Raw genomic sequence first — 14,920 nt, forward strand, 5'->3', positions numbered from 1 at the left:
GGATGGGAACGCCAGCTGCTAAAGGCCCTCGGCGAGCGGCACGCGCCGATCGAGCCCGAAGCACACGCATCTTTCTCTTACAAATGGATTCCACACGGCTGCAAGAATCGCCGCGAACGCCGGGATGGCACATCCCGGCTCCTGCCTTTGCCCGACACATGCCCGCTGCCGATTCGCGACATCGCTTCACCTACCTGCTGCTCGGCGCCCTGACGCTGGGCGTGTTCGGCGTCGACACCGTGACCCGGCTCGGCCTGGCCGAGTGGTTGCTCTACCTGGTGCCGCTCGCACTGTGTCTGTTCCAGCCCCACCCGGCGCTGCCGGTAGCGCTGGCCACCGTCTCCACCGTGCTGACCCTGCTGGGCTGGGTGCTCTCGCCCGGCGGCATGAACCAGGACATGGCGCTCATCAACCGCAGTGTCGGGGTGGTCGCGATGTGGACCGTCGGGCTGCTGGTCGCGCGCGTCGTGCGGCTGCGGGGCGAGGAGCAGGTGCAGGCCTGGATCGGCGCCGGCGAGACGGCCGTGTCGCAGGCCCTGGTCGGCGAGCAGACGCGCAGCGAGGTCGCCGCCAATGGGCTGGCCACCCTGGCCCGCTACGTCGGCGCCCAGGTCGGGGTGCTCTACCGGCTGGAAGGCCAGGCCCTGCTGCGTACCGGCTGTTTCGCCTGCGATCCGTCGGCCGGACCGCCGGAACGGCTGGAGGCCGGCCAGGGGCTGGCCGGCCAGGCGGTGCGCGAGACCCAGCCCCAGCTGATCGCCGGGTTGCCGGAGCACTACCTGCAGCTCAGCTCGGCACTCGGTCGTGCCGGCCCGCGCGCCCTGCTGTTGCTGCCCATCGGCACCGACCGACGCACCCTGGGTGTGCTGGAGCTGGGTTTCGTCGCGCCGCCGAGCGACCCGGCCTCACTGCTCGCGCTGGCCCGCCGGGTGAGCGAACCGATCGCGCAGGCGCTGCGCTCGGCCGCCTACCGCGAGCGCCTGGTCGAACTGCTCGAGGAGACCCAGCGCCAGAGCGAGGAACTGCAAACCCAGCAGGAAGAACTGCGGGTCTCCAACGAGGAGCTGGAGGCCCAGTCGCGCGCGCTGCAGGACTCGCAGGCACGCCTGGAGCAACAGCAGACCGAACTGGAGCAGAGCAATGTGCAGCTGGAGGAGCAGACCCAGCGGCTGGAGCGCCAGAAGCAGGACCTGCTGGTCATCCAGCGTGCGATGGAGCTCAATGCCCAGCAGCTGGAAGCGGCCAACCGGCACAAGTCCGAGTTCCTCGCCAACATGTCGCATGAGCTGCGCACCCCGCTCAACAGCGCGCTGATCCTGTCCAAGCTGCTGGCCGACAACAAGGACGGGACCCTCAGCAGCGAGCAGGTGCGTTACGCTGCGTCCATCCACTCGGCCAACAACGACCTGCTGACCCTGATCAACGACATCCTCGACTTGTCCCGCATCGAAGCCGGCCATGTCGAGGTGAACCCGGAGGCGCTGCCGCTGGACACCCTGCTGCAGCGACTGAAGGACACCTTCGCGCCGATCGCGCAGAACCGCGGCCTGCACTTCGGCATCGAGGTCGCCTCCAACGCGCCCTCCACCCTGCTGAGCGACCCGCAACGCCTGCAGCAGGTGCTGAAGAACCTGCTGTCCAACGCCTTCAAGTTCACGGAGCAGGGGGAGGTGGTGCTCTCGGTCGCACCGGCCGGCGCCGGGCGCGTCAAGTTCGCGGTGCGCGACACCGGCATCGGCATCGCCGAGCAACAGCACGACGTGATCTTCGAGGCCTTCCGGCAGGCCGACGGCTCGACCAGCCGCAAGTACGGCGGCACCGGCCTGGGCCTGTCGATCTCGAAAGAGCTGGCCGAGCTGCTGGGCGGCGGCATCACGCTGCAAAGCACCCCGGGCCAGGGCAGCACTTTCACCTTCGAGCTGCCGGTATCGTGGCAGCCGGCCGCCCCCGCGGCAGCGCCGGCCGCGACAGCCGCAGCGCCGGCACCCGCGCCGGTCGCGGCCGTCGCACCCGCGCCGCGCAGCCCCGCGCCTGCACCCGCCGCCCCGGCCCCTCGCGCGGCCGCCTTCCAGGACGACCGCGGACAACGCTCGCGCCCGCAGCGGCTGATCCTCGTGATCGAGGACGACGCGCGTTTCGCGCGCGTGCTCTACGACCTGGCCCACGAACAGGATTTCGACTGCGTGGTAGCCGGCATGGGCGGCGAAGGCCTGGAGCTGGCGCGCGAGCTGCAGCCCAGCGGCATCCTGCTCGACATCGGCCTGCCGGACCAGTCGGGCCTGGCTGTGCTCGAGCAGCTCAAGCGCGACTCGGCGACCCGGCACATCCCCGTGCACATGATCTCGCTGCACGACCGCGCGCACACGGCGCTCGAGCTCGGCGCGATCGGTTATGCCCTCAAGCCGGTCGGGCGCGAGCAGCTGATCGGCGCCATCGCCAAGATCGAGGACAAGCTGCAGCAGCAGGTGCGCCAGGTGCTGGTGGTCGAGGACGACGAGCAGCTGCGCCACAACATCGGCCTGCTGCTGAGCACGGGCCAGGCCCGCATCACCGCGGTCGGCACGGTCCAGGAGGCGCTGGCGCAGCTGGCGGCGCAGACCTTCGACTGCATGGTGACCGACCTGTCGCTGCCCGACGGCTCGGGCTTCGAGCTGCTGGAGCGGATGGCCGAGGGCGGCGACTACTCCTTCCCGCCGGTGATCGTCTACACCGGCCGCCAGCTCACCGGCGACGAGGAGCAGCGCCTGCGCCGCTACTCGCGCTCCATCATCATCAAGGGCGCCCGCTCGCCCGACCGCCTGCTCGACGAGGTGACCTTGTTCCTGCACAGCGTCGAGTCGGCGCTGCCGCCCGACCAGCAGCGCCTGCTCAAGCAGGCCCGCCAGCGCGACGTGGTGCTGGACGGCCGGCGTATCCTGCTGGCCGAGGACGACGTGCGCAACGTCTTCGCACTCTCCAGCGTGCTGGAGCCGCTCGGCGCCACCCTGGAGATCGCGCGCAACGGCCGTGAGGCCCTGCAGCGCCTAGAAGCCAAGGCCGGCGAGATCGACCTGGTGCTGATGGACATCATGATGCCCGAGATGGACGGCCTGAGCGCCATCCGCGAGCTGCGCACCCGGACCGAACTGGCCAAGCTGCCGGTGATCGCGCTGACCGCCAAGGCCATGCCGGAAGACCGTACGCGCTGCATCGAGGCGGGCGCCGACGACTACATCTCCAAGCCCATCGACGTGGACCGGCTGGTCTCGCTGTGCCGGGTCTGGGTGCGCAAGTGAGGTGACGATGCTGCCCGAGGAAGAAGACCCGCGGCTGTTCGACATCGGCATCCAGCTGCTGCTGCAGGGCATCTACCTGACCTACCAGCACGACTTCCGCGACTACGCGGTGGCTTCGCTGCGGCGCCGCGTGCGCCAGGCCATGGACCGCTTCGGCTGCACCCGACTGTCGCAGCTGCAGGAGCGCATCCTCCATGAGCCCGAGGTGTTCGCCCAGGCGCTGCAGTACTTCACGGTTCAGCTGTCGGACTTCTTCCGTGACCCGGACTACTTCAAGGCCCTGCGGGAGGAGGTACTGCCGGTGCTCAAGACCTACCCGTCGGTAAAGGTCTGGGTGGCCGGCTGCAGCAGCGGCGAGGAGCTGTGGTCGCTGGCCATCCTGTTCCACGAGGAAGGGCTGCTGGCACGCACTGTCTTCTACGCCACCGACATCAATCCGGAGGCGCTGCGGCAGGCCGAGGCGGGCGTCTACCCCCTGGACCGGGTGGCGCGCTTCAGCACCAACTACCGGCTGGCCGGCGGCAAGGCCTCGCTGAGCGACTACTATGTGGTCGGCTACGACGCCGCGGCCTTCGATCGCAAGCTGCGGTCACAGGTGGTGTTCGCCGACCACAGCCTCGCCACCGACCACGTCTTCTCCGAGGTCCACCTGGTGTCCTGCCGCAACGTGCTCATCTACTTCAACCGCACGCTGCAGCAGCGCGCCATCGGCCTCTTCAAGGACGCGCTGGTGCGGCGCGGCTTCCTCGGCCTGGGCTCCAAGGAGACGCTGCGCTTCACCGCGCACGAGGCCGACTTCGAGGAACTGCTGCCCCAGCAGCGCATCTACCGGCGGCGTTGAGCACATGGCGCTGCAGCCCCTCCGCCCTCCCCTGCCCCCCGACATCGAGGCGGTCGTCATCGGCGGCTCGGCCGGCGGCGTGGACGCCATCACGACCCTGCTCGCCGCGCTGCCGGCCGACTTCGGTGCGCCGCTTCTGGTGGTGCTGCACATTCCGGCCAACCGGCCCAGCCACCTGACGCAGCTGTTCGCCGCGCGCTGCGCGCTGCCCGTGCGCGAGGCCGAGGACAAGGAGCCACTGAAAAACGGCGTCGTCTACCTGGCGCCGCCCGACTACCACCTGCTGGTCGAGCCCGACCGCAGCATCGCCTTGTCCATCGATGCGCCGGTGAACTACTCGCGGCCGGCCATCGATCCCCTCTTCGAGTCGGCCGCGGCGGCCTATGGGCCGGCGCTGCTCGCCATCCTGCTCACCGGTGCCAGCAGCGACGGCAGCGTCGGACTGCGGGCGGTGCGCCAGGCCGGCGGCTGCGCCTGGGTGCAGGACCCGGACACCGCCGTCGCGGCCACCATGCCGAGGGCCGGCCTGAGTGTTGCCGGCGCCGACGCCATCCTCTCCATCGAAGCCACCGCCCGGGGCCTGGCGGCCCTGGTGCCCGCCTCCCGGGCCAAACATTTGCCTAGCACTCCATCATGAATGCACATCAGACGCGGGTCCTGGTCGTCGACGACGTAGAGCAGAACCTCACGGCGATGCAGGCCCTGCTCGCGCGCCCGGGGCTGGAAGTGCTGACCGCGCGCAGCGGCCCCGACGCGCTCGAGCTGCTGCTGGTCCACGAGGTCGCCGTCGCGCTGGTGGACGTGCGCATGCCCGGCATGGACGGCTTCGAGCTGGCCGAGCTGATGCGCGGCGCACCGCGCACCCGCCACGTGCCACTGATCTTCCTGACCGCCGCCCCGCAGGACCAGCAGCGCTCCTTCCGCGGTTACGAGGCCGGCGCGGTCGACTTCCTGCACAAGCCGGTGGACCCGCAGGTGATCCTCAGCAAGGTCAAGGTGTTCGTCGATCTGGACTCGCAGAAGCGCCAGCTCGCCGAGCAGATGGCCGAGCTGCGCCAGGCCCTGCAGATCAACGAGATGTTCACCGCCGTGCTGAGCCACGACCTGCGCACCCCCTTGTCGGCGGTGCGGCTCGGGGCCGAATTGCTGCTGCGCTTGAGCACGGACGAAACAGCGCGTGCCGCGGCCGCCCGCATCAAGTCCAGCGGCGCCCGCATGTCGCGCATGATCGAGCAGTTGCTCGACGTCTCGCGGCTGCGCTCCGGTGCGATGAAGCTGCGCTACCAGCAGGCCGACCTGGCCGAGGTGTGCGCGCAGATCGCCGCCGAGTTCACCGAGAACCCGCGCCAGACCCCCCTGCGCATCGAACCGCTCGGCGACCTGAACGGCAGCTTCGACGTCGATCGCATGTCGCAGGTGCTCTCCAATGTGCTCGGCAATGCATTGGAGCATGGCGACGCCGGCGGCGAGGTGCTGGTGACGCTGGACGGGCGCGACGAGGACACGCTGAAGGTCAAGGTCAACAACCCCGGCGTGATCCCCGAGGAGGTCATCGACCTCGTGTTCGAGCCCTTCCGCGGCAGCAACGAATCGGCCGCCGGCCTCGGGCTGGGCCTGTATATCGTCGACCAGTTCGTGCGCGCGCACCGCGGTGTGGTGCGCGCCAGCTCGAGTGCCGAGCACGGCACCTCGGTGTTGATCACCTTCCCGCGCAACGGCGCCGGCCTCGAGGCCCCCGGCACAGCGCCCGCTCCGCTGCCGCAACTGAGCGTGCCGCCTTCGCTGTTCAGCTGAACGCGTCCGATTCGGCCACCCCGGCCTCCGCATCGCAGCCCAGCCGGCAGCTGGAAGTTTTTACCGCCGCCCGCAAGTTTTGCCGCGCCACGCCGCCCGCTGTGCCGGTGCCGGCGCGGGCCTGCCGGTTGCCGCAAAGCAGGCAGCAGGCCCGCCGGGGCCTGCCCAAGCAAGGAGAGAGTGCCATGTCCCATGTGCTGGTCGGCGTGTTCGAGGAAGCGACAGGCGCGCAGCAGGCGCGCGACGATCTGCGACGCAGTGGTTTCGCCGACGAAACGATGCGACTGCTCGCCTCCGGATCGGTGCGGCTGGACGATGGAGCGCCGCAAGCCGAGCACTCCATCGCCGAGACGATAGGCGACATGTTCCGCTCGCTGTTCGGCGCCAGCGAACATGCCGACCTCTATCACGAGGCGATCGATCGCGGCAGCCTGGTGCTGATGGTGCAGGCCGACACCGAGCAGTCCTGCGGCACGGCGCTCGACATCCTGCACCGCCGGCATGCGGCCGACATCCATGTCCGCAACCCGCAGCGCGCACCCGGCCGGCGCGCCGACGACGACCGCCTGGAGCATGCGCAGCCGCTCGACGAGCGAGTGGTCAGCGACATCCCGGTGCTGGGCGAGGCCCCCGAGGACGGCGCTGCCCTGCCGCCGCCGGGGGTCCGAACGGTGCGCGCGCACACCGCCGGTCAGAAGCTGGAGCGTCAGTGAGTGAGCCGCTGCCCCCCCGGCCGGGGGCTCACGTCAGGGGTTTGCGCCAGAACTCGAAGCGGTGACGATTGTCCGTTTCCAGCTGCCAGACGCAGGCCCCGGTCTGCGCGAACGGCACCGGCTCCAGCGCCCCGAGGGCCTGCAACTCGCCGAAGGGGAACGGCCGGTAGCGCGGCACGTCGTTCCAGCCGACCACCAGTTCACCGCCGGCACGCAGCAGCAGCGTGAAGCCCTCGATGGCTGCCTCGACCTCGTCGCGGCGGTCCAGCCCCCAGCCGAACACGCCATTGAAGAGGATCAGGTCGAAGCTGGCGGGCGGGAAGTGGTCGGCAGCGCGCGAGGCCGAGTCGGTGACGTGGCGCTGCCGGCTGCCGTACCGCGCCGCGCGCGGGTCGATGTCCAGGGTCGCGTAGAAGGCGTGCATGAACAGCGCTTCATAGGCTTCGGTGTACCAGCGCGTGCCGATGGACAGCACGCGCTGGATGTCGGCACGCGAGGCATAGTGCGGCAGGATGCGCTGTTCCAGCAGGCAACGGTCGGCGCTGTCCATCGTCACCGGCAGGCCCAGTGCGCGCCGCACCGACCGCGTCGCGATACGCCAGGCCCAGCGCCATCTACGGCGCCAGGCGGGCTGGAGCGGGGACGGGTTCTCGAGGACGGACAGGCCGTGCGGTTCCATGGCGGTTTCGAAGTAGAGATCCGCTTGCGGTGGCAAGAAGGATGCGCAGGCGCCGGCGACCGAGACCCGAAAACGACTCAGGCCGGCAAAAGCCGGCCTGGTGGCAAGGGCCGACGACCGCCGGCCCGGGTCAGACGCGCAACGCCGGCCGATTACTTCTTGCCCGACTTGGCGAAGTTGGCGATGCCCGAGCGCACTTCCTCGATCGCGGACTCGGTGCCTTCCCAGCCCTTGACCTTGACCCACTTGCCGGGCTCCAGGTCCTTGTAGTGCTCGAAGAAATGCTGGATGCGGTTGAGGTGCAGTTCGTTCATGTCTTCGGGCTTCTGCCAGTGCTTGTAGATCGGCAGGATCTTGTCGATGGGCACGGCCAGCAACTTGGAGTCGCCGCCCGCCTCGTCTTCCATCTTCAGGATGCCGATCGGGCGGCAGGTCACGACCACGCCGGGGATCAGCGGGAAGGGGGTGATCACCAGCACGTCCACCGGGTCGCCGTCATCAGCCAGGGTCTGGGGGATGTAGCCGTAGTTGCACGGGTAGTGCATTGCCGTGCCCATGAACCGGTCGACGAACAGCGCGCCGCTGTCTTCGTCGACTTCGTACTTGATCGGATCCGCATTCATCGGGATCTCGATGATCACGTTGAACTGCTCGGGCGCCTTGGCGCCGGGGGTGACGTTGTGAAGGCTCATGGTGCTGCGGCTAGGTTGCAGGGGAAAACCCGCAGTGTACCGGCTCCTCTGACAGGTCCCCGGGGGCCGTCCTCGCACAAAACCAGCAGCCGACTGCGCGTAAACACAGGGACGGTGCGATTGCGGGGCTTCGGGGCTTCCCTTAGCATCAGCTCGCGACCGGGCATAGACCCAGGCGCGTCGCTGATTTCCATGTAGATCATCTCTAGGAAGGAGACCGCCTCATGTCGACCTCTTTGGCGCTTTATTTTGCGCTCGTCTGCGGCCTTGCCGCAGTGCTGTACGGCTTCGTGTCGCGCAGTTGGATCCTCAGACAGGACGCGGGCAACGCCCGCATGCAGGAGATCGCAGCGGCCGTGCAGCAGGGGGCGGCGGCTTACCTGGCGCGGCAGTACCGCACCATCGCCATCGTCGGGGTCATGCTGGCCCTGCTTCTCGGCGTTTTCATCGACCTCACCACCGCCATCGCCTTTGTCATCGGCGCCCTGCTCTCGGGGGCCTGCGGCTTCATCGGCATGAACGTTTCCGTGCGCGCCAACGTGCGCACCGCGCAAGCCGCCACGCGCGGCATCAAGGAGGCACTCAACGTCGCCTTCAAGGGCGGCGCCATCACCGGCATGCTGGTGGTGGGCCTGGGCCTGCTCGGCGTGGGCGGGCTGTTCTGGTTCCTCACCGTGAACGCTGCGCCGGACAGCCCGCTGTCCGGCGTGCTGAAGCCGCTGATGGGCCTGGCTTTCGGCGCCTCGCTGATCTCGATCTTCGCGCGCCTCGGCGGCGGCATCTTCACCAAAGGGGCCGACGTCGGGGCCGACCTGGTCGGCAAGGTCGAGGCCGGCATTCCGGAGGACGATCCGCGCAACCCGGCGGTCATCGCCGACAACGTGGGCGACAACGTCGGCGACTGCGCCGGCATGGCGGCCGACCTGTTCGAGACCTATGCCGTGACGCTGATCGCCACCATGGTGCTGGGGGCCCTGATGGTCACCAAGGCGCCGATGGAGGCGGCGGTCTATCCGCTCGCGCTGGGCGGCTTCTCCATCATCGCCTCCATCGTCGGCTGCGCCTTCGTGAAGGCCACGCCGGGCATGAAAAACGTCATGGCGGCGCTCTACCGCGGGCTGATCGTCTCGGGCGTCATCGCGCTGGTCGGCTTCTGGTTCATCACCGGCTGGGTGATGCCGGACACCGCCCTCTACGAAGGCGGCACCCAACTGCGCCTGTTCGGCTCGGCGGTCGTCGGCCTGCTGCTGACGGCGCTGCTGGTCTGGATCACCGAGTACTACACCGGCACCGACTATGCACCGGTGAAGCATGTCGCCAGCGCCTCGACCACCGGGCATGGCACCAACATCATTGCCGGCCTGGGCGTCAGCATGAAGTCGACCGCCTGGCCGGTGCTGTTCGTGTGCATGGCCATCATCGCCTCCTTCATGCTCAGCGGGCTCTACGGCATCGCGATCGCGGCCACCGCGATGCTGAGCCTGGCGGGCATCGTGGTCGCGCTCGATGCCTACGGGCCCATCACCGACAACGCCGGCGGCATCGCCGAGATGGCCGACATGCCGGACAGCGTGCGCGCGATCACCGACCCTCTGGACGCAGTCGGCAACACCACCAAGGCCGTCACCAAGGGCTATGCGATCGGCTCCGCCGGACTGGCCGCGCTGGTGCTGTTCGCCGACTACACCCATGCGCTGGAGGCACGCGGCATGGCGGTCAGCTTCGACCTGTCCAACCACATGGTGATCGTCGGCCTTTTCATCGGCGGCCTGATCCCCTACCTGTTCGGCGCGATGGCGATGGAAGCGGTCGGCCGTGCCGCGGGCGCCGTGGTCGAGGAGGTGCGCCGGCAGTTCAAGACCATCCCCGGCATCATGGAAGGCCGCGCCAAGCCCGAGTACGGCACCGCGGTCGACATGCTGACCAGCGCCGCGATCCGCGAGATGATCGTGCCCTCGCTGCTGCCGGTGGTGGTGCCCATCCTGGTCGGCATGTTGCTCGGCCCGGCCGCGCTGGGCGGGCTGCTGATGGGCACCATCGTCACGGGCCTCTTCGTCGCGATCTCGATGTGCACCGGGGGCGGTGCCTGGGACAACGCGAAAAAGTACATCGAGGAGGGCCACCACGGCGGCAAGGGCTCGGACGCGCACAAGGCGGCGGTCACCGGCGACACCGTGGGCGACCCCTACAAGGACACCGCCGGGCCGGCCGTGAACCCCTTGATCAAGATCATCAACATCGTCGCGCTGCTGATCGTGCCGCTGCTGCCCGCGGGCCTGGTCGCCAGCCGGGCCGAGGCGCCGGCGGCGAGCCATGTGGTAGCGGCCCCGCCGGCTGCGACGCCGGGGGCCGCCACGGTCCGGAAGCCCGACGGCAGCGCCGCGGCGACCCTGTCAGACAAGCCGACAGCAATCTCGCCGCCCTGAGCGAGCAGAGCCGGCCCGGCGGGCTCAGGCCGGCGGCTGGCGCTCGTTCAGGCGCAGCTGCATCCAGGTGAGGTCCAGCCAGCGGCCGAACTTGGTGCCGACCTCACTCATGTGCCCGCCGTGCTCGAAGCCGAGCCGCTCGTGCAGTCGGATCGAACCCGCGTTGCCCGACTCGATGGCCGCGACCATCTGGTGCTTGCCGAGGCTGCGGGCCTCCTCGATCAGGCGCGTCATCAAGGCCATCGCGACCCCGCCGCGGCGGGCGTCGCTTTTCACGTAGACCGAGTTCTCCACGGTGTAGCGGTAGCCGTCGAAGGCGCGGAAGTCGCCGAAGGAGGCATACCCCAGCACCTTTTCGTCAGGGCCGACCGCCACCAGCACCGGATAGCCGATGCTGCGGCGCTGCGCCAGCCAGGCGGCTCGGTTTTCGAGGTCCACCACCTGGTCGTTCCAGATCGCGGTGGTGTTCAACACCGCATCGTTGTAAATCGTGGTGATGCCGGGAAGATGGACTTCGGTGGCAGCGAGGATGCGGGGGGCCATGAGGCTGGATATCTGGAGTGAAATGAGGCTCAGTGTATGCGGGCGGGATCCCGCCGAGGCCGAACTCCGGCGCAAGCGCTAAGATGTAGACGCCCCTCGGTGGCTGTCCGGAGGGAGCGGGTGAGCTGTTCGGTGTGCTGCCGTGACGGCAGCCTGGTCTGGACGATCGAAAGGATGGCCGTGATGGGATTGCCTCTGCACAAGATGACGCTTGCCGAATTCCTGGCTTGGGATGAAACGCAGGCCGGCCGACACGAGTTCTTCCGTGGCGAGGTGTTCGCGATGGTGGGCGGCACGCGCGGCCATGCGCGTGTCATCGCGAACCTGATGCGGCATATCGGCAACCATCTTGAAGGCAGCGCCTGCCAAGTGTTCAGCGAAGCCTTGCGGGTGGTCGTGGACGACGAGGCCGCCTTCTACCCTGACGTGTTCGTGAGCTGCGACCGGCAGTTCAGCGCGAACGAGAAGGCCAGCACGACGCCGGTGCTCGTCATCGAGGTCCTGTCGCCGAGTACCGAGAGCTTCGATCGCGGCAAGAAGTTCGGCATGTACCGCCGTCTGAGCACCTTGCAGGAATACGTGTTGATCGACCCCAACTCGCGCCGCGTCGAGGTCTACACCGTCCATCGCGACGGCACCTGCCTGTTCGAAGACCAGACCGAGGAAGGCCGGCTGAGGCTCTCCAGCATTGCGCTGGACCTGCCGCTCAAGAAGGTGTTTGCGGGCATGGACCCCAGCGAGGAGGCCCCGGCGGCGAGCACCTGAGCCGCCGTCGCCACTCAAGAAGAAACGCCGGGCGACAAGCCCGGCGTTTGCGTTTGCGTCGGCGGCGAGCCGCGGCCCGCCGGGTCTCTGATGGGCGCGGCTACTTCCGCTGCGGCGGCACGTCCGTGCAGGTACCGTGCGCGATCTCGGCGGCCATGCCGATGCTCTCGCCCAGGGTGGGATGCGGGTGGATGGTCTTGCCGATGTCGATCTCGTCGGCCCCCATCTCGATCGCCAGCGCCAGCTCGCCGATCATGTCGCCGGCATGCGTGCCGACGATGCCACCACCGACGATGCGGTGGGTCTCCTCGTCGAACAGCAGCTTGGTGAAACCTTCGTCGCGGCCGTTGGCGATGGCGCGGCCCGAGGCGGTCCAGGGGAACAGGCCTTTCTTGACCTTGCGGCCCTCGGCGCGTGCCTGGTCCTCGGTCAGGCCCACCCAGGCGACCTCGGGGTCGGTGTAGGCCACGCTCGGGATCACGCGCGCGTCGAAAGCCGACTTCTCGCCGGCCGCGGCCTCGGCCGCCACATGCGCCTCGTGCACCGCCTTGTGGGCCAGCATGGGCTGGCCGACGATGTCGCCGATCGCGAAGATGTGCGGCACGTTGGTGCGCATCTGGATGTCGACCGGGATGAAACCGCGCTCGTTCACGACCACGCCGGCCTTCTCGGCGCCGATCTTCTTGCCGTTGGGCGTGCGACCCACCGCCTGCAGCACCAGGTCGTAGAGCTGCGGCTCCTTGGGCGCGCCTTCGCCCTCGAAGCGGACCAGGATGCCGTCGGCGGTCGCCTCGGCCCCCACGGTCTTGGTCTTGAGCAGGATGTTGTCGAAGCGCGGCGCGTTCATCTTCTGCCACACCCTGACCAGGTCGCGGTCGGCGCCCTGCATCAGGCCGTCCAGCATCTCGACCACGTCGAGCCGGGCGCCCAGGGTCGAATAGACCGTGCCCATCTCCAGGCCGATGATGCCGCCACCGACGATCAGCATGCGCTTGGGCACCGCTCGCAGCTGCAGCGCGCCGGTCGAGTCGACGATACGCTCGTCCTGCGGCAGGAAGGGCAGGCGCACCGCTTGCGAGCCGGCCGCGATGATGGCGTGCCTGAAGCGGATGGTCTGGGTCTTGCCGGTCTTGTCCTGGGCCTCGCCGCCGGTCTCCTCGACCTGGACGTGGTGCGGGTCGAGGAAACTGCCGTAGCCGCGCACCACGGTGACCTTGCGCATCCTGGCCATGGCCGTCAGGCCGCCGGTGAGCTTGCCCACGACCTTGGATTTGTGCGCGCGCAGCTTGTCCAGGTCCACGCCCGGCTCGCCATAGCGGATGCCGAGCTCGGCGAAGTGCCTGACCTCGTCCATGACCGCTGCCACGTGCAGCAGCGCCTTGGACGGGATGCAGCCGACGTTGAGGCAGACGCCGCCCAGGGTCGCGTAGCGCTCGACCAGCACCACCTTCATGCCGAGGTCGGCGGCGCGGAAGGCGGCCGAATAGCCGCCGGGGCCGGCGCCCAGCACCAGCATGTCGCAGTCGAGTTCGACGCCGCCGGAATAGCTGCTCGCGGCGGGGGCCGGCGTCGGCGCTGCCGCCGCTGCGGGAGCGGGAGCCGGCGCCTGCGATTCGGCCCCCCGGGCCTGGGCGGGCGCCGCGGGTGCGCTCGCGGGCGCCGCCGCGCCTTCGGTCTCCAGGCTCAGCAGCAGCGAGCCCTCGTTGACCGTGTCGCCGACCTTGACCTTGAGCTCCTTGACCACGCCGCCGTGCGAGGCGGGAATCTCCATCGACGCCTTGTCGCTCTCGACCGTCACCAGGCTCTGCTCGGCCTGGATGATGTCGCCGGGCTGCACCAGCACCTCGATGACCGCGACGTCCTTGAAGTCGCCGATGTCGGGGACCTTGATATCGATCACTGCCACAGGCGGCTCCTTACAGCATCACGCGGCGGAAATCCGCCAGCACGTTGGCCAGGTAGGTGTTGAAGCGGGCCGCCGAGGCGCCGTCGATCACGCGGTGGTCCCAGCTCAGGCTGAGCGGCAGGATCAGGCGCGGCTGGAAGGCCTGGCCGTCCCAGACCGGCTTCAGCGTGGACTTGCAGACCCCCAGGATGGCCACCTCCGGCGCGTTGATGATGGGCGTGAAGTAGGTGCCGCCGATGCCGCCCAGCGAGGAGATCGAGAAGCAGCCCCCGGTCATCTCGGCCGGACCCAGCTTGCCCTCGCGGGCCTTGGCGGCCAGCTCGCTCATCTCCTTGGCGATCGCGACGATGCCCTTCTTGTCGGCGTCACGGATCACCGGGACCACCAGGCCGTTGGGCGTGTCGGCCGCGAAGCCGATGTGGAAGTACTGCTTGAGCACCAGCTGCTCGCCGTCGAGCGAGGCGTTGAACTCGGGGAACTTCTTCAGCGCCGCGACGCAGGCCTTGATCAGGAAAGCCAGCATGGTGACCTTGACGCCCGACTTCTCGTACTCCTTGTTGAGCTGGACCCGGAAGGCCTCCAGCTCGGTGATGTCGGCGTCCTCGTGGTTGGTGACGTGCGGAATCATCACCCAGTTGCGATGCAGGTTGGCGCCCGAGATCTTCTTGATGCGCGAGAGGTCCTTGCGCTCGACCGGGCCGAACTTGGTGAAGTCGACCTGCGGCCAGGGCAGCAGGCCCGGCAGCGAGCCGCCGGCGGCCGCCGCGGCGCCGGCCGGTGCCTTGGCCTTCTGGGCCTGGGTCTGGACCTGGCCCGCCATCACGCCCTTGACGAAACCCTGCACATCGTCCTGGGTGATGCGGCCCTTGGGGCCGCTGCCCGGCACCTCGGCCAGCGGCACACCCAGCTCGCGCGCCAGCTTGCGGATGCTGGGCGAGGCGTGCGGCAGCTTGCCCTGGGGCGCGGTCGGTTCGTGGGCGGGCAAGGCCAGGGTCGGCGGCACGCGCTCGACCGGCGCGCTGGCCAGCTCGGCCGGGCTTGCGGCCGCGGCGCTCGCCGGGGCGGCTGCGGCCTGCGCGGGCACCGCGGCCGATGCGCCGCCGGCGGCCTCGACCACCGCGATCACGCTGCCCTTCCTGACCTTGTCGCCCAGCTGGACCTTGAGCGCCTTGACCACGCCCGCATGCGAGGACGGGATCTCCATCGAGGCCTTGTCGCTCTCGACGGTGATCAGGCTCTGCTCGGCCTTGATGGTGTCGCCGGGCTTGACCAGCACCTCGATCACC

At 69.1% G+C, this 14,920-nt stretch carries 12 protein-coding genes; 7 read left to right on the forward strand and 5 right to left on the reverse strand.

What is annotated here, in order from left to right; translation table 11 throughout:
* Positions 1-158 precede the first annotated feature (158 nt).
* The 5 genes from OOT46_RS27570 to OOT46_RS27590 all read left to right on the forward strand — a co-directional run bounded on the left by OOT46_RS27570 (position 159) and on the right by OOT46_RS27590 (position 6,623).
* Positions 159-3,275 (forward strand): response regulator, encoded by a 3,117-nt coding sequence (locus OOT46_RS27570; protein ID WP_265406836.1) that lies wholly within the window; start codon positions 159-161, stop codon positions 3,273-3,275.
* A gap of 7 nt (positions 3,276-3,282) precedes the next feature.
* Complete coding sequence (locus OOT46_RS27575) at positions 3,283-4,116, forward strand: CheR family methyltransferase (RefSeq protein ID WP_265406837.1); 834 nt, start codon at positions 3,283-3,285, stop codon at positions 4,114-4,116.
* 4 nt (positions 4,117-4,120) lie between these two features.
* Complete coding sequence (locus OOT46_RS27580; protein ID WP_265406838.1) at positions 4,121-4,753, forward strand: chemotaxis protein CheB; 633 nt, start codon at positions 4,121-4,123, stop codon at positions 4,751-4,753.
* Entirely contained in the window at positions 4,750-5,910 is a 1,161-nt protein-coding gene (locus OOT46_RS27585) for a hybrid sensor histidine kinase/response regulator (RefSeq protein ID WP_265406839.1), read from the forward strand. Before OOT46_RS27580 ends, OOT46_RS27585 begins: the two co-directional genes overlap by 4 nt.
* A 185-nt stretch (positions 5,911-6,095) precedes the next feature.
* Entirely contained in the window at positions 6,096-6,623 is a 528-nt protein-coding gene (locus tag OOT46_RS27590) for a hypothetical protein (protein WP_265406840.1), read from the forward strand.
* Between the two features lie 28 nt (positions 6,624-6,651).
* Here the strand turns inward: OOT46_RS27590 and OOT46_RS27595 are convergent, their stop codons facing one another.
* Positions 6,652-7,302 (reverse strand): hypothetical protein, encoded by a 651-nt coding sequence (locus OOT46_RS27595; RefSeq protein ID WP_265406841.1) that lies wholly within the window; start codon positions 7,300-7,302, stop codon positions 6,652-6,654.
* Between the two features lie 152 nt (positions 7,303-7,454).
* Positions 7,455-7,994, reverse strand: a complete 540-nt coding sequence (ppa, locus tag OOT46_RS27600) for an inorganic diphosphatase (RefSeq protein ID WP_265406842.1) — start codon at positions 7,992-7,994, stop codon at positions 7,455-7,457.
* 224 nt (positions 7,995-8,218) lie between these two features.
* On the opposite strand from ppa, the gene OOT46_RS27605 reads away from it, so the two are divergent.
* Positions 8,219-10,420, forward strand: coding sequence for a sodium-translocating pyrophosphatase (locus OOT46_RS27605; protein ID WP_265406843.1), 2,202 nt, complete (start codon positions 8,219-8,221; stop codon positions 10,418-10,420).
* Between the two features lie 24 nt (positions 10,421-10,444).
* Here OOT46_RS27605 and OOT46_RS27610 read toward each other — a convergent pair whose 3' ends face one another.
* The gene (locus tag OOT46_RS27610; protein WP_265406844.1) at positions 10,445-10,963 is read right to left on the reverse strand and encodes a GNAT family N-acetyltransferase; all 519 of its coding nucleotides are present in this window, start codon (positions 10,961-10,963) and stop codon (positions 10,445-10,447) included.
* Positions 10,964-11,146: 183 nt separating this feature from the next.
* Between OOT46_RS27610 and OOT46_RS27615 the strand changes: the two genes are divergently transcribed.
* Complete coding sequence (locus OOT46_RS27615) at positions 11,147-11,728, forward strand: Uma2 family endonuclease (RefSeq protein WP_265406845.1); 582 nt, start codon at positions 11,147-11,149, stop codon at positions 11,726-11,728.
* A gap of 100 nt (positions 11,729-11,828) precedes the next feature.
* On the opposite strand, the gene lpdA is transcribed toward OOT46_RS27615, so the two are convergent.
* Both lpdA and aceF read right to left on the reverse strand, forming a co-directional pair.
* Positions 11,829-13,634, reverse strand: coding sequence for a dihydrolipoyl dehydrogenase (gene lpdA / locus OOT46_RS27620; RefSeq protein WP_265406846.1), 1,806 nt, complete (start codon positions 13,632-13,634; stop codon positions 11,829-11,831).
* Between the two features lie 10 nt (positions 13,635-13,644).
* Positions 13,645-14,919 (reverse strand): dihydrolipoyllysine-residue acetyltransferase, encoded by a 1,275-nt coding sequence (gene aceF, locus OOT46_RS27625; protein ID WP_265406847.1) that lies wholly within the window; start codon positions 14,917-14,919, stop codon positions 13,645-13,647.
* Between the last annotated feature and the right edge of the window lies 1 nt (position 14,920).

The organism is Aquabacterium sp. A7-Y, from assembly GCF_026153205.1.
GTDB lineage: Bacteria > Pseudomonadota > Gammaproteobacteria > Burkholderiales > Burkholderiaceae_C > Caldimonas.